Here is a 26,495-nt window from a genome sequence, read left to right as displayed (position 1 = left end):
ATAGGTGAGACAGCAGCCCACGCTCGGCACTGGAATTTTGATGAACCAATGATTTCGCTCAAGCCTAGCAGACAGCCAAGCTCGATGTCAATCTCTCCCCTCTGCGATCTCCTATCCCTGCGGGCCCATCCCGCTTATCTCCGGCATTTGAACAGTAAATGTAAAAATATGTTGCAAACTTTCTATTGCTGTGTTAAGTTTAGTTACATAAGGTTGAAATTAAACGAGGTTTCTGGTCATGGAAAACAAAGACGCAAAGTTGGGCTTTACTGAGTTCGCTGAAACCTGGAACGGCCGTTTGGCAATGTTGGGCTTCGTTATCGGCTTAGCTACCGAATTCCTCACCGGTCAAGGCATTCTCTCTCAAATCGGTTTGATGTAATCAGCTTAACTGCATACAAGAGCTGAAATTCAGGCGATCGACCCCTTCACAAGTGCAAAAGCCCCCCGCTAATAAGTCCCCTTCACTTCACACGGAAGGGGGCTTTTGCATTTTCTCTCAAACAATCCAACAGATGGCACAATCAAAAATCTTTTCTGTCTCCATATTTATCGCGAGACTAACTCCAGCAAACTAAGCAATTCCTACTGAATCCAACATTCTCAATTTAGGAGTCAAACCAGGAAGCTTTACCAAAGCGTCTCGTTTGTGAACCCCCGCACTGTTATTACCTAAAATCATCTCCGACAGATCCGGCATTTCTTGCCAGCAGTGCGAGCAGAACCAATAAACGCGATTGTGGCGAGCGTGGCGGAGTAATTTAGAGGAGCAACAAGGGCAACTATTCATGATATTTTAAACCTTCTTTCAGATAATGCAGCGATAACCGAATCATTACAAAGATTGACCAATGCCGGCGCATCTCAACTTCAGACGCAACAATAAAAAATCTCTTTCACTCACAACTTTGAGCGTCTCGCAAGTAGAACTTTTGGAGTCCCAACAGCAACACAACAATCAGAAGCTGAACGCTCCAAGGATCCCAAGAGAAACCCCAAATAAAACAACCCAGTCCGGCCCAAGCCACAAGAACAAAAATATCTTGAGAGGTTTGCCAGTAAATCCAGACTGCTGCCAGAGAAACTATTAGTAGCAAAATGTAAGCTGAGGGCATAGTCGTCTTCTCCCAAGGTGTCTGCCAACAGTCAGGAGCGATCCCTGACGTTCTGTTTTAACTTAAAACTAAAACCTGAAGAACTTATGAAGACGAGTGGCTTGTCACAAAAAGTAAAATACTCCTGCCAGCTTATATTTGTCCGAGAAATCTACAGGAATATTCAGTTCATGGCTGAGGTCGAATTCGGTTAAATGAAGGCACTACCCATAGGGACTTAGACATTCCTAATTGGTGTCAATTTCACCCCAAGACCGACAAGGTTGAAACTGATACCGGACTGATGTTTTTAGTCTTAAGCTGACAGGACGAAAGGTACGGCGCCTAAGTCGCTACATATATCCTGTCCGATCGACCCGATTCGATCGCTCGGCGCCATACCAAAGAAACCAAGTTTTTTTAACTCTCTTTGCCTGCAAAACTACTGGTTGAAAAGCTGCACAATTCAATGCGCGCGATCGATCTATTCTTGCTCCCAGCCCAAAGCCTCAGCGACCTGAGCCGCCAAAAACATCGGTTCAAAAGGCTTAGCAATCACGCTCACCACCCCCAAATCCGCGAACATCCGCCTGTCCCCAGCCAGAGCCTTAGCTGTCAATAAAATTACCGGAATGTGCTGCGTAGCCTTATTAGCTTGTAACTGTAGAAAAGTAGTAGGCCCGTCTTGGTCGGGCATCATCACGTCCAATAGAATAGCATCAGGCTGTTCGGCAAGAGCCTTAGCAACCCCCTCGCGGCCCGAACTCGCTGTCAGGACTTCCCAGCCCCCCACCACCTCAAGACTAACTTGAGCTACTTCCCGAATATCTTCCGCATCGTCAATAACCAAGATGCGCTTGGCAGTCAAAATTAACATTTTTTTAGGAATGAGAACTGATCACAGATTAGAGGCGAAATGTGAATATTTTGTAAAGCAAATTATTTTACCTGATCGGACTTTACAGTAAATTTTCAAAACTGTATAGCAGATGTTGAAGAAAGAAGGAAGAAGGAAGACCGAAGTTGCAATCGAGCCCTAGGATTTCAACTAAGAACATCCTAACCGTCTGGCGCGGTTGCTGTAAAATATCCCACCCAAAAAAAGCCGCTTTTCGACCTCAAATCGCGCTTTTTGCCTGCTGTCCCCAAACTGCAGAAAAGGCTGAGATTGTTTGTCGATGACTCGATCGAACAATCTGCACAAAATCAGTAACTTTGGGTACACCTGGGTAGAAATTAACTTTCAGTTGCAAGCCCCTCCCTGAGAAGTGGCAGACTTAAGAAAAAAGTGCTGCCCTCCCCCAAAACGCTCTCCACCCACATCCGCCCCCCGTGCTGCTGCACGATACTGCGACAAATAGCCAGCCCCAAACCAGTACCTCCCTTCTGGCGAGAATCAGAAGCATCAACCTGTTGAAAGCGTTCAAAGACCATCTCCAGTTTGTCTGGCGGAATACCCCGCCCTTGGTCTTTCACAGCAATCACGATGTACCACGAGCTCGGAACTAGCAAGTGCGGAGGCGCGGTGGCAGAGTCAGGAGACAACAAAGACGGAGACGACACCGACTTGTGCCCTGCTTTTTCTGCCAAATCCAGATTGTGGGTCAACTCCCCGCTCAGCCAAACCGTAGCGCCGGAAGGAGAAAATTTTATAGCATTACTGAGTAAATTTGTCAAGGCTTGAATTAGCCGATCTGGAACAGCTTGCAATTGCGCCCCCACAGGCTTCACCGACAGAGTAACTCCCGCCTGCTGAGCCATTCCCTGCATCTCGTCAGCCGCCTGCAACATCAGCTCAGCCACATTGCAAGTTTGTTTGACGGCAGTGCTGTAACTTGACTCCATCCGCTCTAAATCTAGGATGTCGTTGACCAAGCGCACCAAACGGTCAGTGTTAGTGACAGCAATCTCCAGCATCCGCTTGGCTTTCTGGGGGTAAGCGTCAAGCAGGCCGCTGTTGAGGAGGCCGAGGGCGCCGTGAATCGAAGTCATGGGCGTCCGCAGTTCGTGGCTGACAACAGAGATGAATTCATCTTTCATGCGCTCGACGGCAAGCCGCTCCGTGATATCTTTAAAAGTCACTACAGCTCCAATAATTTCGCCTTCTTCTCGCATCGGAGCGACAACGTACTCAACCGGAAAACTGCTGCCGTCTCGCCGCCAAAAAATCTCATCGGTGACGCGCCGCGCCTCTCCGTCTTCCAAGGTGGCTAAAATTTGAGAACTTACCCGGTTCGGCAGCAGTTTGCCCGCCTGCTGTGCGGCGCAGTGTGGGACAAGTTCAGACCCTGAATTGATGTCTGTTGCAGGTGAGAGTTGCTTGATCGCCTTTGAGCATTCTTCCTGTGCACGGTGTAAGCTTTCATAAAGTGGTCGATCGATCAATTGCTTCGATTCGCACCCAGCCATTCTCACCGCCGCAGGATTGACAAAAGTTACTTTTCCCTCTTTGTTCAACCCGCAAATTCCTTCTCCTGCGGAGAACAAAATCATTTCTGTTTGGTGGCGGAGTTGTTCAAAGGCTTTTTCGACTCGCTTGCTGTCGCTGATGTCGCGAGAGATTGTCGAAACCCCCGTTACCGCTCCAGTGGCGTCTTTAATCGGAGAAATCGTCAGGGACACATCTATCTGTTGACCGTCTTTCCGCAAGTGCACGGTTTCGTAATGGTCGATGCTGGCTCCCGCCCTAATATTTTCCAATATTTGAGGCATTTCCTTGGGGCGTTCGGGTATGGCTAAAATCTCGATCGACTGCCCCTTGATTTCCGCGGCACAGTAGCCGTAAATCTTCTCGGCTCCTGCGTTCCAGCTCTGAATTGTCCCGGCGAGGGTTTTGCCTACGATGCCGTCGTCGGAAGACTCTACAATCGACGCCAAGCGCACGAGTTCGTCTCTAGTTTGCTTGTGTTCGGTAATGTCCCGACCCAAAATCACTATACTTTTGCGTCTGCCGTCGGGGTGAAATACAGGTACTTTAATCACATCGTAGATTTTCACAGTACCGTTTGAGCGGGGAATCACTTCTTCCCCCCTAGAAAGGGTACCTTTTTCCCACGCTTCTCGATCGCTCACCTCGCACGCCTGTAGCGCCTCGCGGTAAAAAATGCTGAGTTCTCCTAGCTGAGAATCTTTGAGGCCGCGGTAGTCTATCTTTTCTAGCTCGAACACTTCCAATAGGGCTTGATTTGCCTCCTGCCACCTGCCCTCGCCATCTTTGAAGCAGACAATATCTGGCATGGCATTGATCAGCGAGTCAAGATAGGAGTTTTCTCGCAGTGCAGTTTCTAGCTCCGCCCGCTTGGCGATTTCCCGTTGCAGGTTTTCGTTTGTCGCTTGCAGCGAGTCCTTTAACAAACTTTCTGTAAAAGTTCTTTCTTTAATTACTTCCTGAAGTCTGTGGAGTTCTAGCGACAGCCGCCTGCGGGCCAACAAATTCTCTACCCGCAAGTGCAGTTGGGTGGGTTCTACGGGACTTACTATCAAATCGTCTATTCTGCGATCGAGTTGTTTTGCCTGCTGCGAAAATGGTTGCTCAAAAAGAGCAGGCGTTTGGGATTTACTAACAAGCAAGAACGGTAAAAAGATCGGCTCGGCGGCAGCTTTCAATGATTCTACCAGCGGCCCAATGCGATCGAAATTTGCCTCGTCGAGAATGCACAAGTCAAAAGCGATTTGGGGAAAGGGAAATTCGGAGTTTGGATCTAAACCGCGATCGAGTGCGATCACCTCATGCTCGGTGTTGAGGTGGGCGATCGGCAAATTAGGTTGTTGGTGGCGATCGACCAAGAGTAAAATGCGGCTCATTAGTGTGTTAATTTCCCATGACTAATGATATGATGTACGGTAAATTAACCATTATACGGTTTGTAGTGAGGACTTCAGTCCTCTTGTTTATGAGGACTGAAGTCCTCACTACAAACAAATTTTATAGCCCTATATCGACCGGACGATATCGAAAGTATCAAGGCATTAGGCAGCCAGAGTAGAAGCCTCTATGCAATAAAATTTGATAATTATTTAATTGTTTGTTCCTTCAAAAAATGACTGATGACTGTTGACTAATTCAGTGAGGGGGGCGGGTTTATATGTATTTGGGTTTGCTGTTCTATTTTGTTTGTTAAACCCGCCCCTACAGACTAATGACTAAAGACTGATGACTAATGACTTTTTACGGCATTCCGATCTCAATTAAAGCATCTTCCGGCATACAGGTAGAGTAACGCTCCCCTTCCGATAAAACCGCAATCAGCCTCATCTGCCAGTCGGGCATAATCTGCAAATCCGCCCAGGGCACTGCTACCTCCAAACATTTATCCACTCCCACTTGAGCCCTGCTGAGGCGGGGCTGCCACTCATCGCCCTCTCCTGCTTCGTGAAACGCAATCGATTTCGTGAGCAAATTAATCTCTAACTGATGGTGGAATCGATAGTTTAGCGGTGCTTGGTCAGGCAAACCAGACAGCGGAATCAGACTGTTTTTCATCGTGCGATCGGGATAAAACCAGAACAAATTTAACTCTGGAGGGCAATCAATTCCCGGCCGCACCCCTGCCTTGAAGTCGGCACGAATGTAAAAATTCAAGTGGTCAACCCCGTACCAAAGGCGCTGAATTGCCGAACTCCGGTGCATGGTACCCCTTGCTCCCCCAACTTCAATCCGGCCGGCTTTGTCCCAATCCTGTTCGTTGCCGATACCGTCAATCACCGGGTGAATAAAGCTCAGCGGCAGGTGGTCGCCTTGAACCTCGTGCACCTCTACTTGCCGTCGCACTTCCGGGGGTACGGGCTCGCCGAGAGCTTCGTAAATTCCCGCTACGTGTTCGCGAAATAGCTGGTCGAACATGGCATCTTGGTTCGACGTGTGGCCTTCGCCAAACCACCAGAACCAGTCGGAACCTTCGGCAGCGTAAAGCGCTTCCCAAGCTTCTGGGTTGCTTTCTTCTGTCGCCTCTGGATGGTTTGCCAGCATTTGTCTGGCGGGCCCTAACAAGTCCCAAGCGCGATTTTTCGCCGGATCGCCGATCCAAGTGGTCAGAGAACCGTCCACCCAGGAACCGGTGTGCAGTTGGGCTGCGGGAATTGTTTCGGTTGCTGGGAATTTGTCGAGAAATTCTGAGACTGTGACTAATTTGATATCTGGATTGTCGCTGAGAGTTTGATAGAGGGATTCTAAGAACGGTTTGCCGTCTTGGGGATAGAATTCCCAGCAATTTTCGCCGTCTAGGGCGATCGTAACTAACCAGGGATTTTCTAAAGCGGTTTGGCCGTCGGACTGTCGGTGTTTGAGAGTTCTGCCGATCGCTTCTAAGTGTCCCACTAAATCTGATGCTGCTTTTTCCGGTTCCATAGAACCGTAGGTAAACCCGATCAAGTCGGACAATCTGTGGTCTCTAAATACTATAGCTAAATCGCCGTCAGGAGTTTCTAAACGGTAAGGACGATATAAGAATTCTGGTTCGTAGACATTCCCTGTCGCGTCGCGGTTGAAAAAGTGTTTAATTGTCCACCCCAATACTGCTTCGTCCGAGACTATCCATTTAAAGCCTTGTTTGGCAATATAGGGCAAAATTTCCGGGCTGACTGCTTGTTCCGACGGCCACAAACCGCGCGGTTGGCAATCAAACCGATCTTCATACATTTCCCAGGCTTTTCTCAGGTGTCGGGGAATATCTTCTTCCCACTGAAACCTGTGTTGTGGCAGGGTCATGTTTGGAATGGCTATGCGGCCGCCGTTGGTGTCGGCAAGCAGCGGTAAAATCGGGTGGGTGTAGGGGGTTGTGGAGACTTCCAACTGTCCCTCAGCTTGCATTTTACGGTGCTGGGGAATGATGCGAGCGAGGATTTCTTTTTGTTTTGAGTAGATGTTTTTTCTGTCTACAAAACTAAAATTTTGTCCTTGTTTCAGCCACCCTGCAATCTCGGGGTCGTCCCAAAACAGCGGGTCAATCCAAGCTAAATTGTGCCAGGCCAGCAAGTCGCTAAAATCCTGCAATTTCCAGTTTTCCAAACACCACTGAATGCCTTTTTCCTGCCGCTGAGTGTAGAGTTTAGCGTAGCGGGGGTGTGGCTGAATCAGGGTGTGGTAATTGGCGTCAAAGAAGTGTTCTAAAATAAACTCTTGTTCTTCGATATTTAAAGTTTCTGTTGGCTTTAATGTCACCGCCAAGTAAGGGTCTAATGCTCTGTCTGCGATGCAGTCTTCTATCTGCAAAATCAAGGAGGGAACCAGGTTTACGGTTTGATGCAGGTTTGGATATTTTGCCAGCATTAGCACTAAATCCAAGTAGTCTTTGACTCCGTGCAAGCGCACCCAAGGCAGTCGGTACTGGGCTGCTCCTGCGCTACCTGATACTCGGGATTTGTAGAGCGGTTGGTGTTGGTGCCAAATGAAGGCTACATAAAGGGGGTGAGACATTGAATTTCGTAATTGGTAATTGGTAATTGGTAATTGGTAATTGGTAATTAAATTTGGTAATTGGTAATTGGCAATTAAATGTTGGTAATTGGTAACAGTCAACAGTCAACTGTCAACTGTCAACCGTCAACTGGTAATTGGTAACAGTCAACAGTCAACTGTCAAACGTCAACAGTCAACTGCCAACTGCCAATTGCCCACTGACTAATTACATTACCTGTTCGACTTCGGCAATTTCTGGGATAGCCTCGCGCAGGCGACGTTCAATGCCCATTCTCAGAGTCATTGTGGAACTCGGGCAAGAGCCACAAGCTCCTTGCAGTCTCAGGTGTACCACTGGGCCGTCAATTTCTACGAGTTCGACGTTGCCACCGTCGGATATCAGGTAGGGGCGCATTTCATCGAGAACTGTTTCGACGTTATCTCTGGTTAGTGCTAGTGTCATATTTCGCCTCTGTGATGATTTCTTGCAGTTGATGAAAGTTCGATTTGACTCAAGGACAGCATTCTCAACCCGTGGGGATTTAAGAAACCGGGTTTTTTGATAAAATACTTAGGCACTCAGGTGAGCCCGCGGCAGGAAACCCGGTTTTTGTCACGCTGATGCTCGATCTGAGTTCGCTCTCTCGTTCGATCGTAGCCTTACTTGCTGCCAAATCAAGTGGATTCTGATACGTTATCCAAAAAAACCCGTTTTATTTAAGAAATTGGGTTTTCGATCGCGCTACACTACTGCTGGTTCTAGCAGTTTGACGTTGGAGTAGTTGAACTCGGTTGTTGTCAGTTGACCTTTTTCTTTTGCTCGAACTACTTGCTTTGTCATGACATAATAGTCGCCTATCTTGTCAAAGGTATCTTCAAATTCGAGTTCTCTGATGATTTCGTCGGTTTGGGGGTTGCGGAAAACGGCATCGTAGTGAGTGGCCAAAGAACCTTCGGGTGTCTCTAAGCTTTTGTGCGTGTCAATTACGAAAGCCATGCGGCCCATCACCCGGCTGACTTGACAAATTGAGAGACCTCGGATTTTATAATTCGAGCCCATTGAGTCGCCTTGCACCAAGATGTCCACAGCGTCGGTGCTGTCCTTCTCGCCCAGGGTAAAGGTATTTTTGCCGTGAGATTTTTCAAATGTCGAGCGTTTGCGGTGGGTGACAATATCGCGCATTTGGGTGTAGACGCTTTGCTGCACTTCCTCATCTTCAATGCCGCTGACTTCCACGCTCATGTCGGGTTTGATGGAAACATGACCCGTATATACTTCGTCGCCCTGTTTGAGTTCAATATCGGCACTGTAACCGGGAAAATTGGCATCCCAGGTATAGCGGTGTTCGTAAGCAGCGCGAAACAAATCGCGAGCGTTGGCTTGCTCTGTCATAAATCCCTCTTTCTCTTGACACCCATCTAGTTTAGCTTAACCGCGAGAAGCCCCACATTCACTGGGTAGGGGAGTTACCCGCACTCCTGGCGAGCACTTGTTGGGGGTGCTGCTGGGCTGGCAATTAGGACGCAACAAGAATTTACTTTCTCTATCGGTTGCTATGATTTGAAAATAAAGTCACAAAATGCCTGGTTATTGAGAGCGCGATGGGTCGCAAGCCAGACACCAGTCTTAGTTATGGGTTATGTTGAAAAAACTTGTGTCCGCTTTTTAGGGGTTGCACCCGCAGGCAACTATTAGATTCCCCCCTTAATAAAATGCTAGAAACTGTCTACAAACACTTAGAAACATTGCAGGAACAAGCTAGGGAATTGCCACACCCGCAACAGGCAATTTTCACAAAAATTTTGGAAGATTTATCAAATTCTCTACAGGAAATGGCAGGCAGCCGCTTGTTTGAAAGCGCCACAAATAACGCGGCAAAGCTGGTTGAAATTGAAAAAAATAATCGCCTCTTGGAACGCACTGTAGCCCAGCAAGTAGGGCAAATCAGACAGCTACGCGAGCAGTTGGAAAAACAAATCAGCCAGCATCGCAGGGACACTCAAGCATTAACTAAAAGTGAAGCCAAACTGCAAGCTATGCTGCGTAATTCTCCCGATCTAATTAGCATTGTTGGCTCCGACGGGCGAGTTCGATACCACAGCGGAACCCTACAGCGGCTTTTGGGTTACAACCCAGAAGAAAGAATTGGCAAATTTCACGGCGAGTTAATCCATCCCGACGATTTGCTGGCTTGGCAGACGTATTTTGGTAAGTTGTTAGAATCTCCAGGAATTGGGGGGGCAATCGAATATCGGAAACGCCACGCTGACGGTTCTTGGATCTACATGGAGTCGATAGGTAACAGTTTGCTTTACGATTCTAGCGTGCAGGGAATTATAATTAATTCGCGGGAAATAGGGGAACGAAAGCAAGCGGAAATTGCAGTCCGAGAGTCGGAGCTCCACTACAGAGTTATGTCGCAAATTACTTCGGATTTTGCCTATTCTTTTAAAGGACTGCCCGACGGCAAGTTCGCCTGCGAGTGGGCTACAGAAGCTTTTGAGCGCTGCACCGGGATCGTTCCTGAAGAATTAGAATCGTTTGGTTGGTGGAATTCCGAACTCGTTCATCCCGACGACAGGGAAATGTTAATTAAACAGTTAGAAGGCTGTAATTTCAGCCGCACTGGAGCCAATGAGTATCGCATTATTAATCAAAAAGGCGAGGTGCGCTGGGTGCGGGACTACTGGCAAGTGGTGTGGGACAAAACTGCTGAGCGGGTTGTCCGTTTGTGGGGGGCTTGTCAGGAAATTACCGATCGCAAGCAAGTAGAATTGAAACTGCAACTCGTTAACCAAGTTTTGCAAGCCCAGATAGCATCGGCGCCGCTGGCGATTAACTGTACCAGCAATGACGGCAATACCGTTGTTTGGAACCGCGCCGCCGAACAACTTTTTGGCTGGACTGCGGCTGAGGTTTTAGGGAAACCTTTACCGAATGTTCCTGAAGGCCAAAAGCAAGATTTTTACGCGCTGCTAAAGTCTGCGTCTAATGGCCAACCGCAAAATGGTTTGGAATTATCTTTGTTGAGAAAAGACGGTAGTTCGATCGATGTTTGGCTTTGGGCCGCACGCGTGCGAGATCCGGGCGGCCAGACTGTCGGCAGTATCAACATCTTTTCCGATCTTTCAGAACGCAAGCGCATAGAGGAAGAGCGCCAAAAACTAGCAGCGATGAAAGATATGGAGGAACCTTTTTGGGCGCGCTATGTCAGCCCTCCAAAAACTCCGAAAAAAAAGGGCAGTGGGTAATTCTATCAAGCACAAGTTAAAATCCTTAAAAGTGCGAAAGTGCAATCTTATGCTTGCAATATCCTTTCCGGTCAAATAACGTATTTGAGGGAAGTCGTTCCAGCAGACATAACATGATAAATACACCGGGCTAGTACGTGTAGTAGTTGCTATTCTGTACTGTGTAAAACTATAATTCCCTAAAAATAATTGATGAACCAGCTACCGAATTTAGTGAGGGAATCTATCGATAAAGTGTCAGCTTTTTCCAGTGTAAAACTTGTTGGCGCGGTAAATATTAGACTTGTTAAATACGCCACTAGAAGGTTTACTGATGCCCAGGTTTTTCCTGACTCCTGAAAGTGGCTAACTCTGCGTGAGTTTGGCAAGCTTCACTTAACTCAATGTAATCTAAGATATTGGAAATTACCTTAGAAAGGTGGATAGCCGAACGGTGAGCTTCTTGGATAAAATCTCTCTCCTCTATCGGATCGTCAGCTTGATCGTCTATGGTTAGTTGTAGATAGCCGATGATGTGATTTAGGGGAGTGCGGAGCTCGTGGGACGCCTTCAACAAAAATTGCTTTTTGAGCTGGGATAGTCCTTGTACTCGCTTGCTGCGCTCTTGGTAGAGGGTGGCGAGGGCGATCGCACTTCCTACTTGCTCGGCAAGTTCTTGTGCGAATTCGATCTGCGATTGAGTCCAAGGTCGATCGGTCTTACCCTTCCGCGACGATCGGCCCTTGGACTGATGCAAGCTAATTATGCCGTTAGCTTGCTGTTGATAAGCGGTAGCCACCACTAGCAGCGACTGCGGCCCAAAAGGGTCATTGGCTGCAAAGGACTCTACTACCACCGGTTCGAGGGTGGCTAGAGCTTGAATGAAATGAGGTGCTGCTGTGAGGGAGATTTCCATTCCCAGCATGGGTAAAAATGGTTCTTGGCAGTATTCAGCAGCTACTTTGACTTGCAGGCTAGAACTTTCATAGGGACAAATGATGCAGCGGCTGACGCCTAGTGTTTCTCCCAGACTGTTAACTGTTTGCTGCCAGATGCTATCGAGATCCAAGGTTCGACGAATCTTTCTGCCAATTTGGAGTAAAAGTTTTTGCGATTGAGCTGATATTTGCTGATTCATAGCAACCCTTTTTCTAATAGACTGGCAAAAGTTTACCATTCCGCCAACAGAGCAGGAATTACTAAATTTGCCAGCCTGCCACTGGCCGACTTAGGGATTACGTAATTCTACTTAAATTTTCCCACACGCCGTCAAACGTTACTAAGTAGTTTCGATGTCTTTACAAGATCTTTATGATTTTCCCAGAGAACAGAGAGCGTCCAGTATGCTTAATAATCCTTTACAGTAGGGGGTTGAGAAGCTGAATCAGTCGTATAAGCTGGCATTAAGTTTTTGTAAAGCTGGCGGTGTGCGCGGCTTTACTCGGATCTGTGAGATCCCGGCCACAAATAAAGATGAGCTTTGTTATCCGTAGCCCGGATTCCATTGATGCGAATTCTGGGTGGGGTCGGAAGTGGCGGGGGCGATCGATCTCATTTGCAAGCACCCAAGGAGGGAGATTGGCGATGGATAAAAGTTAAAATTGATACAGGGACGATCGAACTGTGCTGTAAGATAATTATCAATTATCGATGACCTTTATTCACGAAACGGAACTCACGGATACACGAATATAGCGATTTTTATAAGTAACGTACAGTTTGGTAATTGGTAATTGGTAATTGGTAAGAAAGCTGGCGAGTGCCTCACGTAAGTTTAGAACCGCTATAGCTGTTTTTTTCCTGATTCCTGATTCCCTCTTGCTTCTTGCTTCTTCCTGATTCCTTCAACATCCAGATAATCGATTACCGATGATTGACGGCCGATGATTAATTTTTAAATAGTGGTTCTTGATAAAGCGGCACCGTAAAAGTAACAGTCGCTCCCAGCCCTTCCCCCATACTGTAAAAATTTACTGTACCCCCCATTGCTTCTACCAGTTTTTGAGAAATAGCCAATCCCAAACCAGTGCCGCCGTATTGCCTGGTACGAGCGCCGTCTACCTGAAAAAACGACTCAAATAATTTATCCTGCTTGTCGAGAGAAACGCCAATGCCAGTATCAGCAACTCTAATTTTCACCATTCCGGGGAATTGCTGGTTGTGAACAGTCACCTTTTTCTTAATAACCTCGGCACTGATGCGAATTCCCCCTTCCCCGGTAAATTTAATAGCATTGCCCGTGAGGTTCAAGATTACCTGAAGCAGGCGTTGGTAGTTGCCGTACACAATAATGTCGTCCTCCACAGGGGGTTTTTGGATTTGAAATTGCAATCCTTTTTGCTGCACCTGAACCCGCGTAAAATTCTCAACTTGCTGCAAGAGCTCGCCGAGTTTGACGGGAGCGAGGTCTAACTCCATTTTGCCAGCTTCGATTTTAGCGATATCCAAAATATCGTTAATCACATTGAACAAATGTACTGCCGAGCGGTAAGCTTCTTCGATAAATTGGTGCGCTTCTTCGGGGTCATCTGCCATGCCGTCCACAAGCAGTTTTAGGAAGCCGAGGATGCCGTTGAGGGGGGTGCGGAGTTCATGAGAAGTATTAGCAAGAAATTGACTTTTAAGTTGGGAAAGAGCCACGGCTTCGGCGCGGGCCTGTTCTAATTCTTGGTAAAGTGTAGCGTGGGCGATCGCACTGCCGACTTGAGCGACTAACTCGCGGGCGAATTCGAGTTCGACATGACTCCATTTCGGGGAACTGCCGCAGCGGTGCAAACATATCAGTGCATTGGGTTGGTCTTCATAGGAGGTAGCTGCTACGAGTACGGAATGGCGGTGGAAGGGATCGGCGGCGGGGGAGGCGTAATCGACTGCTACTGGTTTTAAGGTGGCTAAAGTTTGAATCCACCCTGGCTGTTCGGCTGCGCGCAGTTCTAATCCCAGCATAGAAGAGTAAGCTTCTTGGCGGTACTCAGCTACTACTTTAAAAGTTTTCGATTGGAGATTTTCGATTTGAGCTGCAGAAAGCGGGGGCGAGGGGTCGCTAGCTATTGACTGTTGTAATTCGGCTGCTGCGGTCGATTTTTGCTGATTTTCCGAGGCAAGGAAGGGGGAGGTTTCGAGATTTTCGCTGTCTTTTTTGTAGGAACAGATGATGCAGCGACTCGCGTTCAAAACTTGACCCAAGCTGTTAACAGTTTGCTGCCAAATTGTGTCTAAATCGAGGGTTTTGTGCAGGTTTTGTGCGATTTGGGAGATGACTTTACGGTCGATTTCCGAGTAGGCAGGGAGCGATCGACGACCGGGGATACGGCTCGCTGGAAGCGACATTAGTTGGCGGGCGTCCCAAGGGGACGGCAAAGCTCGATAGAGCATGAATTCTGGGGAGTCGGGCCGTCTGTCTGTGGGTTTGTCAGACAGCAGCCTTCCCATAACTAAGACTTTTGCAGCTTTGCCGTTTGAGTCGATCACCGGAGTGAGTGTCATATCGAAGAGAAAATATTGTCCGGCGTGGCAAAATGGATAGCTGAACCTTTGCGGTACGAGGGTTTCGAGTACCCGCCGCAGGATATCGAGATAAGGCGCAGGGACGAGGGGTTGCAGGGTTTCGCTGAGAGGGCGATCGACAATTTGTTCTGCTGTAAGGTTGTACTGCTCGGCTTTTTGCCAGTAAAAAGATAGATATCGACCAGAGGCGTCTTGGGTAAATACTAATTCTGCCCCTAACTCTTGAAAAAAAACTGTAGAGGCGAGGCTCGATCGCCGGAAATCTGTGTTAGAGTCCATCAGAGTAGGGGATGAAAGTAGTTCGGATTTTGGAGTATTGAGTTTTTAATAAAGAACTCAATACTACCCATTTCTTGGGGCTTCTACTGTTAATTTGTGAGTTATTAATTAAAAAGTTGTTGGCTTTTTAATTAAAACATTAATAGCTCAAAACTCACAATTTGCAAAAGTTTTAGACTTCTACTGTTGACTTTTGAGTGATTAATGAACTCATCAAATATTAATTCTTTAATTTTGAACTCAACTCACAACTCAAAACTATTCGTTCTCAGTCGTTTTGGGTAATTTAAAGATAAAAATTAAGATTGAGAAATTAGGAATCTGCACCGATTAACTATCTAGTGTGAAAATTACGCCAAAATATGAGGCTGCGAACAACTCTAATCAGGGAATGGCTCACGCATTTTTTCCCTCACCTGGAATAGTTCCGAGGTTGTGATTTAGCCGAGTTCACTCGCCCACCACCTGTAGCTTTAGCCACGAAATCTGCAGGAGATCGCCCGCGCGATCTAAATTTCACAGCCTGCAGATTTGCGCGCGCCGTCGGGGGCGAGAGCACCTCAGTCGTTCCACTCACCGCGGGGCGGGACTGGCGGGTTGCGACGCAAACCCAGAGCCAGTTCGTCTTCGCGGCGCTCGCCTCTGAGCCACTGCTTGATTGCTGTTTCAATGACTTTGCTGGGGTCATTCGTCAAGTGCTTAATTTGGTCTAGCAGTTCAGAATCGATATGGATGGACAGTTCGACTTTTTCTGACGAACTGTGGGAAGGTATTCTTGATTCGCTCATAGTTTAAAAATCCTAGTTTTAATTCTTAAGTTTCAATTCTTTTGATGACAACCGACTGGACTAGATATTGGAAGTCCCTGATTTGCACCCAACCTTTCCTCAACCGCTTAACCGCTTTCTGTACAATGAGAGAGAGAAAAGTTTTTTCCTTTTGGGTGTCCGGGCTCGTTTGGACACTTGAAAGGCTAATAACTGATACTCTTGAGGTTTGCCTCAGTTGTGGTTTCATCTCAATCCCCAGTAAGAGGTTGAAGTAAGCACTCTACTCTTGCTTGTGTGATCATACAACAAAAAGTATCCTTTGCCGATTAGCTCTTCGATAAAAAACATGACTAACGTCCCTGTATCTCGCATTCGTAATTTTTCGATTATTGCTCACATCGACCACGGAAAATCCACCTTGGCCGATCGCCTGTTGCAGGCGACTGGGACTGTGCAGGCACGGGAGATGAAGGAGCAGTTTTTAGACAATATGGATCTCGAACGCGAACGCGGCATTACGATCAAGCTGCAAGCGGCTCGGATGAATTACACTGCCAAGGACGGTCAGGAGTACGTGCTGAATCTGATCGACACTCCCGGACACGTGGACTTTTCTTACGAGGTGTCGCGATCGCTCGCTGCTTGCGAAGGGGCGCTGCTGGTGGTAGACGCATCTCAAGGCGTGGAAGCACAAACCCTGGCAAATGTCTACCTTGCCTTGGGAAACAATTTGGAAATTATTCCAGTTTTAAATAAAATTGACCTGCCGGGGGCAGAACCGGAACGGGTAAAAGGGGAAATTGAAGAAATTATCGGTCTGGACTGTAGCGGGGCGATTGAGGCTTCGGCTAAGGAAGGAATTGGTATAGATGAGATTTTGGAGTCGATCGTCGAATTGGTGCCGCCGCCGCAGGATACTGTTGATAAACCGCTCAGGGCGCTAATTTTTGACAGTTATTACGACCCTTATCGGGGGGTAATTGTGTATTTCCGGGTGATGGACGGAAGTGTCAAAAAGGGCGATCGAGTTTTGTTGATGGTTTCGGGTAAGGAATATGTCATCGATGAATTGGGCATCCTTTCACCGACTCAAGTTCAAGTAGACGAACTGCACGCGGGGGAAGTGGGTTATCTGGGCGCGGCAATTAAAGCAGTAGCTGATGCTCGCGTCGGCGATACGATTACTTTGGTCAAAAAGCCGGCACCGGAGCCTTGGCCGGGTTATACAGAAGCAAAACCGATGGTTTTTTGCGGCTTGTTCCCGATCGATGCTGACCAATTTCCAGATTTGCGGGAAGCTTTAGAAAAACTCGAACTCAACGATGCGGCGCTTTCTTACGAACCGGAAACTTCGAGTGCGATGGGATTTGGTTTCCGCTGCGGTTTCTTGGGTTTGCTGCACATGGAAATTGTGCAAGAAAGACTGGAGAGAGAATACAATTTGGATTTGATTGTTACGGCTCCTTCTGTGGTTTATCAAATCACAACAATTAAAGGAGAAGTGTTAACAATTGACAATCCCAGCCACTTGCCCGATCCTCAGTATCGCGAGAAAATTGAGGAACCTTATGTGCGGGTAGAAATGCTGTCGCCGGAAACTTATGTGGGCGCGCTGATGGAACTGTCTCAAAGTCGGCGGGGCATTTTTATGGATATGAAGTATCTGAGTCAAGGCCGAACTACGCTGGTTTACGAGTTGCCTTTGGCGGAGGTGGTGACGGACTTTTTCGACCAGATGAAATCGCGATCGCGCGGTTATGCGAGCATGGAGTATCACATAATTGGCTACCGCGAAAATCCGTTAGTGAAAATGGACATTTTAATTAATGGCGATCCGGTTGACGCTTTGGCGATGATCGTACACCGGGATAAGGCTTATAATGTGGGTCGCGGGTTGACGGAAAAACTCAAGGAGTTGATTCCTCGCCATCAATTTAAGGTGCCGATTCAAGCGACAATTGGCGCGAAGGTGATTGCTTCGGAGCACATTCCGGCTTTGCGGAAGGATGTGTTGGCGAAGTGTTACGGCGGTGATATTTCGCGGAAGAAGAAGTTGCTGCAAAAGCAGGCGAAGGGTAAGAAGCGGATGAAGTCTGTGGGTACTGTGGATGTGCCGCAGGAGGCTTTTATGGCTGTGCTGAAGCTCGATCGGGATTCGTAATCTGTGTGGCATTTTGTCAGGAACAGGCAAGATGCCTGTTCCACAATGAGTCATTTTTATTGTAGTTATTTGCGATTACCTAGAACAGGCAAGATGCCTGTTCCACAAAGAGTCTGTTTTCTTGTAGGATGGGCATCTTGCCCGTCCCTGTGGAAGCCCAGAATATGGCTGCAGCGTCAGTGGCGATCGCCCGCTCGTATCACAGCTTACTACAACTTAAACAAGAATGCTTTGTTGAAACTCGCGCCGAATTTCATCTACAACTTTGCGATCGCTCAAATCGCGATGCCACCAGTGGCTACAGCCATCTTGACAATATTTGCAGTACCTGCGCGCATCGGCAATTGCCAATAAACTCATTAACAGGAAAAAGGTTTTGATAGATTCTGAGGGCGGCAGTTTCAAAAGCTTTGCCATTTGTTCTTTTAATCGCCCTCTACTCAGTAACACACAAGGGGTGTAAGTTGGGCGAAGTTTTGATTTGGCAATTGCTAGGGAAACATCTTCTTCTCGCGCCCCTGCTTGGAGGGTCATGTAGGATAGCCGCTGCAATATTTCCTGCTGGTATTCGGTTGGGAACCTTAAAAACCACTTTTTTGCATCTTCTTGGCTAATTAATTCTTGTTGAATTTGATTGAGTGTAATTTCATCCGCTAGATTCATTTGCCTCTCCTAAGTCTGGCTCAAATATAACGTGAGGTTCTCCTGAGAGGAGGGAGCCAGTAAAAATATCGATTCCCGTTTCTCGACCTGAACTATTAATTTCGCCGCCACTTGTACCCCGAGGGACGGAACTGCGAGCGGAATGCCGCTGGCGAGAGTTACCTAACATTATATAGTCCCAGTCAGAAGTTGGCGTACTTGTCCCGTTTGCTCGACTGCCCACAACTATGATGGTTTGTTTTGTGCGATCGGCTGCATTCTGAATTCTCCTGGCATCTTCTGGAGATATGCCTGCTTCTTGCCATGTTTTTACACCTCTCATTTAATGAATATTAGCATTGCAGTAGGCGAGTTTTTTCGCACTTCTCGATTTAAAAATTAAGCACGATAAATCAAGTTTTAGTTTCAGTCATCTGTTGATTTGAGCTTGCCGGATGCTTTTGCTTGGTCGATCGCATCTTGAATCAGAAGGTAGACAAAGTTGGAGATCGATCGCTTTTCGATATCGCACAACTTTTCGAGATCCTTTTTAGCCTGTGTTGGCAAAACCACTGAAATCCGCTCGCTGTCGCTCATACCCTGCAATCTGTTGGAAGTTTCCCCTATTGTGCCACCTCGGCAGTCCAGCTTGCAATGGGCGATCGTCGATCGCTATCGCAGCCGATCGGATGCGGAGGGACATCTTCAGTTGTTTCGGGAACGAGTGCCCAACATCAGATTTGAAGTGGTGTTTGATTTACCCTCTCGCCGAGGATAACTTTTTTGAGGGACTGTTTTTGATAAGTTAACTGTCAAATTATCGAGGGCGATCGCACTTTTGGACATTAAGGGCGATCGCCCTTTTGCAAATAAACTATCAGAGATTACTCATCATCATCATCATCATTATCTTGAACTACCTTACTACTTAAAAGTCCGAAAATCGCACCCACACCCATATTCCAAGTGCTATTGCAAGTCTCAAAAATGCGCTCTCGTTGGGGAGATGGCCGATCTTCCGTACTAATCCAGAAAGAGACTCCTCCAGAAAACAAGGTAATACAGACAACAGTGACGAAGACGTACTGGAAAGGAGAGGGAGATTGAGGAGGAGTGTTTTTACGAGTCATTTTAGTAGATTTGGGTTTAGCAGGTGTCATATTTGGTTTAGCTTTCATGATTGCTACTTTCTTATTGGATATGTCTTAATCTTAAAGAGGAAAAGCTTGAAAGTCAGCCTGTGTATAGGTTTCGCTTAGTATGAGTTTGGTATGCGTTTAGGATGCGTTTGGTTGGCGATCGCTGGCTATAATACTTAAAAGGTTTGTAATTTGCCTATGCCACAACCAACGCTCAAAGCATCTGACGCAGGAATCGAAAAAGGAGAAATAGCTCTCACAGACAAAGGCTGGAGTCGCCAAGACTTAGCCGATCGTGTTGTGATAGGGGAGGGCAAAAAGTCAAAGACAGGCATCGATATTCAAGCAATTCATAAGTTTTTCACCCAGAAGTCTTTGAGTCGCCAGTATTTTGTGGCAATTTGCAAGGCTTTAGGATTGGATTGGCAAGAAATTCGAGAACCCAATGGAACGCCATCGCCCCAAAAATCATTACCAAATGACAATCCAATAGCAGAATTAGAACAGCTAAATATCAACCACAATAATCCCTTTATTCCCCAGCATGGCAAGATAGACGATCCGCGATTTTTCTTTGGCAGAGAAAGGGAAATTCGGCGGGTATTCGAGACGCTAAATAGTGGCAGTAGCGTAGCAATCATTGGCGAAAGAGCGATCGGCAAAAGTTCTCTGCTGCAAGCTATTTACCGAGAAGCACCACATCGACTGCGTTATGTACGCCAACCCATTTACATCGATTTGCAAATTGTTTGCGATGAAGATGACTTTTATGGCGATTTATGCCATAAAGCAGGTATCGAGAAAGCGAAAGGAGGTAATCTGTCACGGGCTTTAGAATCGAACCCGCTGCTGTTACTTTTAGATGAAGTTGAGAATATGAGATGGGATGGGTTTACTAATCCAACACGCAGCTTATTGCGGGGTTTGACTGAGGGATATAACCCACCTTTGCGTCTAGTTATCGCCGCCCGCACCTCTCTAGATATCCTATTTCCTGGAACAAATATGACATCTCCTTTCAAAGGACATGAGGAAAATCTGAAGCAATGGGATGAAAAAAATTGCCGCGAATTTATTGTTAGTCGCCTCCAGGCTTCCTGGTTAACACCTGTTGCTCAGCCCGTGAATTTTACTGAGGCAGAAATTGCGGGGTTAATTGCTGAAAGTGGCGGCTATCCTCAGAAATTAATGCAGTTGTGCTATCAAACTTATGCTCGTTATATCAACTAGGACTTACACATGGGGGCCCAGAAACCGGGTTTTTTACGAAAATATTTCGTTAGAGAATCGCAGATTCGGTAAAAAACCCGGTTTCTCACCACCCGTGCGTAAGTCCTGTTTATTCATCCCCACCTATTTATGAGTCAAAACGATCGCCCTGTTCCTCGGTTAGATTTAGCTCCCAAACTGAAGCGTTCTCTTTCTTTGTGGAATCCTTTAGATTACCTGCGATTGTTATATTGGGTGTTTTTCTTTCCTCAAGCTGTGCGGTGGTATGAGTCTACCTTTGGGGGTAAACCTAATTTACAAGACGCCAAAACCAGGCGAGAAAAGTGGGAGTGGTGGCGTCAAAATTCCGTCCAGTATCAGTTAATTCTACAAGCCTTGATCTTAATCATTGTTATCCCCGTAGGCTTGAGTAGAATTTTCGAGGAAATAGGCGTTTCTAGAGATTTGTTACCCGTGGCGTTGGGCCCGGCGTTGGGCGCGGCGTTGGGCGTGGCGTTGGGCGCGGCGTTGGGCGTGGGGTCCGGCGTGGCGCGGGGCGTGGCGTGGGGCGTGGCGTGGGGCATAGGGTCGGGCGTGGCGTCGGGCATAGGGTCGGGCGTGCCCTTGGGCGTGGGGGTGGGCATAGCGTCGGGCATAGCGTCGGGCATAGCGTCGGGCGTGGCGTGGGGCGTGGCGTCGGGCGTGTCCAACGGCGTGGCGTCGGGCGTGGCGTCGGGCGTGGCGTCGGGCGTGGCGTCGGGCATAGGGTCGGGCGTGGCGTTCGGCGTGGCGTTCGGCGTGATGTGCGTCGTGCTCTTCGGCGTGGCGTTCGGCTTGGCGTCGGTCGAGGCGTTGGGCGCGGCGCCCGGCGCGGCGTCCGCCTTGGCGTCCGCCTTGGCGTTTTTCGTGCCGTTTTTCGTGGCGTTGGGCGTGGCGTTGGGCGTGGCGATCGCACGTCCTGAAAATTGGCTTTTGGCTTTACTGTTTACCCTACTCCAGCGTCAACAGCAAAATAGACAATTTGCTCACATTACCCCACTTCCCCTTCCCTACCTGTCTTCTCAAATAGCTAATTGGCTGAGGCGGGATTGGGAAACAGGATTGCACAACATTAACCAACTACTAGGATTTACCCTTCAGTTTATCCCTGTTGTTAAAGCTGTAAATCGTGTACTGGCAGAAACACCAAAAGAACAACTTATCTATCGCGTCGCTCAATTATCAAAAAATCCTTATGATTGGGATTTGGTGCATTTTGCCTCAGCTTCTCTAAGTCAAGTAATGAAGTCACAAGCAGTAGAAGCTTTTTTCATCATCGCACCTTGGCGACAACAAATTCAAGCTCGTTTTCAAACAGAAATTCGTTTAAATACTCCTGCCCGTGCCTCGGCCGCTGGTTTCTGGTATCTCCACGAGCAAAAACCAGACAAAGCCACAGAAGCTTTCGCTGTAGTGCGAGATCTGCTTTATGGAGACGAGATGTTTACCTTAGCGCAGATTCTCACAGATTTTCACCAAACAGCAGAACTAGCCGAAATTGCTTCCCTGAAGCTGCCTGCTTCCCCAAATCCACCTCTGCTGCGTGAGACTACTTGGAAAGCAATTGCCTCTCTAGGGCGGGTAATTGCCGATGTTCAAGTCGTCCAGAATAGCGTATCTCGTTCTGCCCGTTCCCTTGCCCTCAACCGAGCATTAGGTGAGCTTGAAACTATCCTCCATAGCCCATATATTATACCACAATCTGAACGAAATTTAATTATTCAAACTGCCAAAAAATGGCAAGAAATATTACTGCAAGTGACCGGGAAAATCGGAGATATTTCGATTACTCAACCTGTTACTATCCCCTATATAATTGGCGATCCAGTCCAAGGCAATCTATTTGTCGGCCGGGAAGACATCATCAGACAGCTAGAGGAGTTGTGGTTAAAAGGCCATCCGCTTCAATCTGTGGCTCTCTACGGTCATCGGCGGATGGGAAAAACTTCGATTTTGTTGAATGCTAGCAATTGCTTAGGCTCAAAAGTACAGGTAGCTTATGTCAATTTGCTGCGGGTAGGAGATTGCTCTCAAGGAGTCGGCGAACTGCTAATATTCATCACCGATGCCATTGCCAAAACAGTCAAGATTGCACCTCCTGCCGATCGCGATTTACTCGATTTACCCTATCTCACTTTTGGACGCTACCTCGAACAAGTAATAGCAAATCTAGAAAGTGGATTAATCGTTGCTTTAGACGAGTTTGAAAAAATTGAAGAATTGATAGACGCTGGGAACATCAATCAAGATTTTATCGGTTTTTTGCGAGGAATGGTGCAAATGAGTTCTAAAGTAGCCTTTGCTTTTGCCGGATTGCACACCTTGGATGAAATGACCCAGGATTATTTCAATCCTTTTTTTGCTAGCATTATCCCCATCCGAGTAGGTTTCCTGAGTCTTGGTGCAACTCGCCAAGTTTTAGCCAATCCCGATGATGATTTTCTCCTCGACTACAAACCAGAAGCACTCGATCGCATTTACGAACTAACTCACGGCCAACCCTACCTCACGCAATTGGTAGGATTTCTGTTAGTCCGCCTCTACAACGACCAAGTATTTGAAATCGGACGCCCCCGCGATCCAATGTTTACACTAGAAGACGTAGCAACTGTCATCAATGACCCGGAATTCTTCAGCAGAGGTCGCTACTATTTTACAGGAGTTTGGGGTCAAGCAACGCAAGGCGCATCGGGACAACAGGAGATTTTAAAAGCCTTAGCACCTCACTTAGAAGGAATGAATCTCGACAGGCTGAGTCAAGAAACAGGGATGGATGAGACAAGTTTACTGGAAGCACTAAAAACTCTCGAACGCCACGATGTGGTTCGAGAAATTGATGGTTGCTACTGTATTACTGTCGAACTATTCCGCCGCTGGGTTCAGATGTCATTGGGAGGGAAGGGATAGTTAGTTATCCCTTTGAGTATTCGGCTGTTGAAACCAATCCTACACAAACTCTCGTCTCAGCCGAGGGGGACTAAGAGACAAGCGATTAAATTAATATTACTCTTATGCCAAATATTTACATGGTTGGCGGCCCTAACGGTTCAAGTAAAACTACAGTTTTCCTGAAATTATTACCTAATTTTTTATAGGGACATAATTTCTCTCATATTGCTTTTGAGATAAATCGACCCGGGTTTTTTCAAATAAGCCCGTGAAGCGCAGCTATCCCCTAGCGCATCGCCCAACCTCAGACCGAAGTCATCAAATAACCAATAACCAATAACAAATAACAGAACTAATGTCAAGAGGGTTTTTTCGGAAATATTAAAGCTTAAATAAAAATAGCTACCGACATTTGCGAATTATAGCACTTTGTTCCAAGTATATGAAAATGCTAAGTTAATTAAAGATTTTATAAAAGTGACGCATAAGTCTTTACATTGTCGATCGCAATTTTGTTATTCTATTAGTAAGTTTCATTCACTCAACTGAATTTTTGTACCCCAGTCCTACCCCTAAACAGAACGGCAGTTTCCACAATGAGAATTTTAGTCACAGGCGGTGCGGGTTTCCTCGGTTCCCACCTAATCGATCGCTTAATGGCCCAAGGACATGAGGTAGTCTGCCTGGATAATTTTTACACCGGGACTAAACGCAATATCCTTAAGTGGCTGGACAACCCGTATTTTGAGCTAATCCGCCACGACATCACGGAACCGATTCGGTTAGAGGTAGATCAGATTTACCATCTGGCCTGTCCCGCTTCCCCGATACACTATCAGTACAACCCTGTCAAGACAATTAAAACCAACGTCATCGGCACGATGAATATGTTGGGATTGGCAAAACGGGTAAAAGCAAGATTCTTTCTGGCTTCCACTTCCGAAGTGTACGGAGATCCTGATGTCCACCCGCAAACAGAAGATTATCGCGGCAACGTTAATTGTATCGGAATTCGCAGTTGCTATGACGAAGGGAAGCGAGTAGCTGAAACCTTATCTTTTGATTACCACCGCCAAAATGGGGTAGACATTCGAGTTGTGCGAATTTTTAATACCTACGGCCCCCGGATGTTGGAAAATGACGGCAGAGTAGTCAGCAATTTTATTGCTCAAGCTTTGCGGAATCAACCGCTGACTGTATACGGCGACGGTTCCCAAACGCGGAGCTTTTGCTACGTTTCTGATTTGGTGGAAGGATTTATTCGCTTGATGAATAGCGACCAAATCGGGCCGATGAATTTGGGGAATCCCGGCGAATACACTATTTTGGAACTGGCAGAAAAAATTCAAAATATGATTAATCCAGGGGCAGAAATTATCTTTAAACCGCTGCCGGAAGACGATCCAAAACAGCGACAACCGGATATTACTCGTGCTAAAACTTGGTTGGGGTGGGAGCCAACTGTGCCGCTGGATCAAGGTTTAGAGTTGACTGTGAAAGATTTTCGCGATCGCATTGAGGGAAACAAAGAGTAGAGATGACCGATTTGTAGGGGCAAACCCCCCGTGGTTGCCCTCTAGGGGTAGGCACGGGGGCGCTACCCCTACAAGATATTTTTCCTTCTTCCTTCTTCCTTATTCCTTCGTTTTCATCTGATTTATTTACTAGCTTTGAGGAGATTTCTATGCAAGTTTGCGTCATCGGTACAGGATATGTTGGCTTAGTCACCGGCACTTGTTTGGCCCACATCGGCCACCACGTGATTTGCGTAGACAACAACGAAGAAAAAGTTAAATTAATGAAGTCGGGACAGTCGCCTATTTTTGAACCCGGACTGTCTGAATTAATGTCTTCTGCATCTGCGTCGGGCAATTTAGAATTTACTTCGGATTTAGCAGCAGGAGTGGCTCACGGGGACATTTTGTTTATTGCCGTGGGGACGCCTCCTTTGCCTACTGGGGAAAGCGATACTCGCTACGTGGAAGCGGTTGCTCGTGGAATAGGAGCTCACCTCGAGGGCGATTACAAAGTCATTGTCAATAAATCTACGGTGCCCATCGGTTCCGGGGACTGGGTGCGGAGGATTGTCCTCGACGGTTTGGCGGAACGTCAAAAAGCTCACACCAATGATGTGGCTACGGGTGAGGAAGTAGCCGCAAAAAAAGGTGTGGTATTTGATGTGGTTAGCAACCCGGAGTTTTTGCGGGAGGGCTGTGCTGTTTTCGATACTTTTAATCCCGATCGCATAGTTCTCGGCAGCAACTCTCGGCGGGCTATGGATATGATGCTACAGTTATACCGGCCGATTGTCGATCGCAAGTTTGCAGAAAATCCGTCTTTGCCAGAGGTTCCTGTGGTGATGACTGATATCAGTTCAGCGGAGATGATTAAGTACGCAGCTAATGCTTTTTTGGCTACGAAGATTAGCTTTATTAATGAAGTTGCTAATATTTGCGATCGCGTCGGTGCAGATATTACCCAAATATCGAAAGGAATCGGTTTAGATTCGCGGATTGGTAGCAAGTTTCTGCAAGCTGGCATTGGTTGGGGCGGTTCTTGTTTCCCGAAAGATGTCTCAGCTTTAGTTCATACTGCCGAGGATTACGGTTACGAGGCGCATTTGCTGAAAGCGGCAGTGGAAGTAAACGAACGCCAGCGGTTGATTGCTATTGAAAAGTTGCAGCAAGTTTTGAAGATTCTCAAAGGAAAAACTGTCGGACTTTTGGGTTTGACTTTCAAGCCGGATACTGACGATTTGCGGGATGCTCCAGCGCTGAATTTAATCGACAATTTGAATCGGTTGGGAGCGAAAGTTAAAGCTTACGATCCGATTGTTTCTCAAACTGGGATGCGTCACGGTTTGTCGGGAGTTTTGGTAGAAACCGACCCGGAAAGGTTGGCCGACGGTTGCGATGCTTTGGTGTTGGTGACTGACTGGGAACAGTTTCGTAATTTAGATTACGATAAAATGGCCAAGTTGATGAATCATCCGGTGATGATTGATGGCCGCAATTTCTTAGACAAGAAGGCTTTAGAAGCGGCTGGTTTCCAATATCTGGGTATTGGAAGGTAAAGGATGAGCATGAAGTTGCGATCGCGATTATATCTTGAGGATAGCGATCGCAACTTATCAGTTAG

General features: G+C 47.1%; 22 protein-coding genes. 8 read left to right on the top strand and 14 right to left on the bottom strand.

What is annotated here, in order from left to right; translation table 11 throughout:
• Window positions 1-238: 238 nt before the first annotated feature.
• Window positions 239-382 (top strand): chlorophyll a/b-binding protein, encoded by a 144-nt coding sequence (locus QUB14_RS03040; protein WP_006632525.1) that lies wholly within the window; start codon window positions 239-241, stop codon window positions 380-382.
• A gap of 192 nt (window positions 383-574) precedes the next feature.
• Here QUB14_RS03040 and QUB14_RS03035 read toward each other — a convergent pair whose 3' ends face one another.
• The 7 genes from QUB14_RS03035 to QUB14_RS03005 form a co-directional block, all read right to left on the bottom strand.
• Entirely contained in the window at window positions 575-790 is a 216-nt protein-coding gene (locus tag QUB14_RS03035) for a hypothetical protein (protein ID WP_333214914.1), read from the bottom strand.
• A gap of 106 nt (window positions 791-896) precedes the next feature.
• The gene (locus QUB14_RS03030) at window positions 897-1,115 is read right to left on the bottom strand and encodes a hypothetical protein (RefSeq protein ID WP_333214916.1); all 219 of its coding nucleotides are present in this window, start codon (window positions 1,113-1,115) and stop codon (window positions 897-899) included.
• 463 nt (window positions 1,116-1,578) lie between these two features.
• Entirely contained in the window at window positions 1,579-1,971 is a 393-nt protein-coding gene (locus tag QUB14_RS03025; RefSeq protein WP_006632522.1) for a response regulator, read from the bottom strand.
• Window positions 1,972-2,330: 359 nt separating this feature from the next.
• Window positions 2,331-4,898, bottom strand: a complete 2,568-nt coding sequence (locus QUB14_RS03020) for a PAS domain S-box protein (RefSeq protein ID WP_333214918.1) — start codon at window positions 4,896-4,898, stop codon at window positions 2,331-2,333.
• A gap of 364 nt (window positions 4,899-5,262) precedes the next feature.
• A complete protein-coding gene (locus tag QUB14_RS03015; protein WP_333214920.1) occupies window positions 5,263-7,509 on the bottom strand; it encodes a glycoside hydrolase in 2,247 nt (748 codons plus the stop codon).
• Window positions 7,510-7,717: 208 nt separating this feature from the next.
• Window positions 7,718-7,954, bottom strand: a complete 237-nt coding sequence (locus QUB14_RS03010; RefSeq protein ID WP_006632519.1) for a NifU family protein — start codon at window positions 7,952-7,954, stop codon at window positions 7,718-7,720.
• A gap of 279 nt (window positions 7,955-8,233) precedes the next feature.
• Complete coding sequence (locus tag QUB14_RS03005) at window positions 8,234-8,884, bottom strand: DUF3386 domain-containing protein (protein WP_333214922.1); 651 nt, start codon at window positions 8,882-8,884, stop codon at window positions 8,234-8,236.
• Window positions 8,885-9,204: 320 nt separating this feature from the next.
• On the opposite strand from QUB14_RS03005, the gene QUB14_RS03000 reads away from it, so the two are divergent.
• Entirely contained in the window at window positions 9,205-10,743 is a 1,539-nt protein-coding gene (locus QUB14_RS03000; protein ID WP_333214924.1) for a PAS domain S-box protein, read from the top strand.
• A 307-nt stretch (window positions 10,744-11,050) separates the two neighbouring features.
• Here the strand turns inward: QUB14_RS03000 and QUB14_RS02995 are convergent, their stop codons facing one another.
• From QUB14_RS02995 to QUB14_RS02985, 3 genes are all read right to left on the bottom strand, one after another.
• Window positions 11,051-11,860: a GAF domain-containing protein gene (locus tag QUB14_RS02995; protein ID WP_190655570.1), complete on the bottom strand. Its 810-nt coding sequence runs from the start codon at window positions 11,858-11,860 to the stop codon at window positions 11,051-11,053.
• Between the two features lie 749 nt (window positions 11,861-12,609).
• The gene (locus QUB14_RS02990; protein ID WP_333214927.1) at window positions 12,610-14,508 is read right to left on the bottom strand and encodes an ATP-binding protein; all 1,899 of its coding nucleotides are present in this window, start codon (window positions 14,506-14,508) and stop codon (window positions 12,610-12,612) included.
• Between the two features lie 560 nt (window positions 14,509-15,068).
• Entirely contained in the window at window positions 15,069-15,296 is a 228-nt protein-coding gene (locus QUB14_RS02985; protein ID WP_006632513.1) for a type II toxin-antitoxin system CcdA family antitoxin, read from the bottom strand.
• 328 nt (window positions 15,297-15,624) lie between these two features.
• Here QUB14_RS02985 and lepA point away from each other — a divergent pair, with 328 nt between their 5' ends.
• Window positions 15,625-17,439 (top strand): translation elongation factor 4, encoded by a 1,815-nt coding sequence (gene lepA, locus QUB14_RS02980; protein WP_333188357.1) that lies wholly within the window; start codon window positions 15,625-15,627, stop codon window positions 17,437-17,439.
• A gap of 216 nt (window positions 17,440-17,655) precedes the next feature.
• Here lepA and QUB14_RS02975 read toward each other — a convergent pair whose 3' ends face one another.
• The 3 genes from QUB14_RS02975 to QUB14_RS02965 all read right to left on the bottom strand — a co-directional run bounded on the left by QUB14_RS02975 (window position 17,656) and on the right by QUB14_RS02965 (window position 18,678).
• The gene (locus QUB14_RS02975) at window positions 17,656-18,102 is read right to left on the bottom strand and encodes a DUF5958 family protein (RefSeq protein WP_333214930.1); all 447 of its coding nucleotides are present in this window, start codon (window positions 18,100-18,102) and stop codon (window positions 17,656-17,658) included.
• Window positions 18,086-18,424, bottom strand: coding sequence for a nucleotidyltransferase domain-containing protein (locus QUB14_RS02970; RefSeq protein ID WP_333214932.1), 339 nt, complete (start codon window positions 18,422-18,424; stop codon window positions 18,086-18,088). Before QUB14_RS02970 ends, QUB14_RS02975 begins: the two co-directional genes overlap by 17 nt.
• A gap of 83 nt (window positions 18,425-18,507) precedes the next feature.
• A complete protein-coding gene (locus QUB14_RS02965) occupies window positions 18,508-18,678 on the bottom strand; it encodes a ribbon-helix-helix domain-containing protein (protein ID WP_333214934.1) in 171 nt (56 codons plus the stop codon).
• A gap of 31 nt (window positions 18,679-18,709) precedes the next feature.
• On the opposite strand from QUB14_RS02965, the gene QUB14_RS02960 reads away from it, so the two are divergent.
• Complete coding sequence (locus QUB14_RS02960) at window positions 18,710-18,859, top strand: hypothetical protein (protein WP_333214936.1); 150 nt, start codon at window positions 18,710-18,712, stop codon at window positions 18,857-18,859.
• Window positions 18,860-18,965: 106 nt separating this feature from the next.
• On the opposite strand, the gene QUB14_RS02955 is transcribed toward QUB14_RS02960, so the two are convergent.
• A complete protein-coding gene (locus tag QUB14_RS02955) occupies window positions 18,966-19,241 on the bottom strand; it encodes a hypothetical protein (RefSeq protein WP_333214938.1) in 276 nt (91 codons plus the stop codon).
• Between the two features lie 177 nt (window positions 19,242-19,418).
• Here QUB14_RS02955 and QUB14_RS02950 point away from each other — a divergent pair, with 177 nt between their 5' ends.
• From QUB14_RS02950 to QUB14_RS02935, 4 genes are all read left to right on the top strand, one after another.
• On the top strand, window positions 19,419-20,450 hold the full coding sequence (locus QUB14_RS02950) for an ATP-binding protein (RefSeq protein ID WP_333214940.1): 1,032 nt from the start codon (window positions 19,419-19,421) through the stop codon (window positions 20,448-20,450).
• Between the two features lie 129 nt (window positions 20,451-20,579).
• On the top strand, window positions 20,580-23,375 hold the full coding sequence (locus QUB14_RS02945) for a helix-turn-helix domain-containing protein (RefSeq protein ID WP_333214942.1): 2,796 nt from the start codon (window positions 20,580-20,582) through the stop codon (window positions 23,373-23,375).
• Between the two features lie 578 nt (window positions 23,376-23,953).
• Entirely contained in the window at window positions 23,954-24,892 is a 939-nt protein-coding gene (locus QUB14_RS02940; protein ID WP_333214944.1) for a UDP-glucuronic acid decarboxylase family protein, read from the top strand.
• A 149-nt stretch (window positions 24,893-25,041) separates the two neighbouring features.
• Complete coding sequence (locus QUB14_RS02935; protein WP_333214946.1) at window positions 25,042-26,430, top strand: UDP-glucose/GDP-mannose dehydrogenase family protein; 1,389 nt, start codon at window positions 25,042-25,044, stop codon at window positions 26,428-26,430.
• The last annotated feature ends 65 nt before the right edge of the window (window positions 26,431-26,495 follow it).

Origin of the sequence: Microcoleus sp. B3-D2, from assembly GCF_036705345.1 — a bacterium.
Classification (GTDB): domain Bacteria; phylum Cyanobacteriota; class Cyanobacteriia; order Cyanobacteriales; family Microcoleaceae; genus Microcoleus.
Note: the sequence above shows the minus strand (reverse complement) of the source record. Positions and strands in the feature narration are given on the sequence as shown.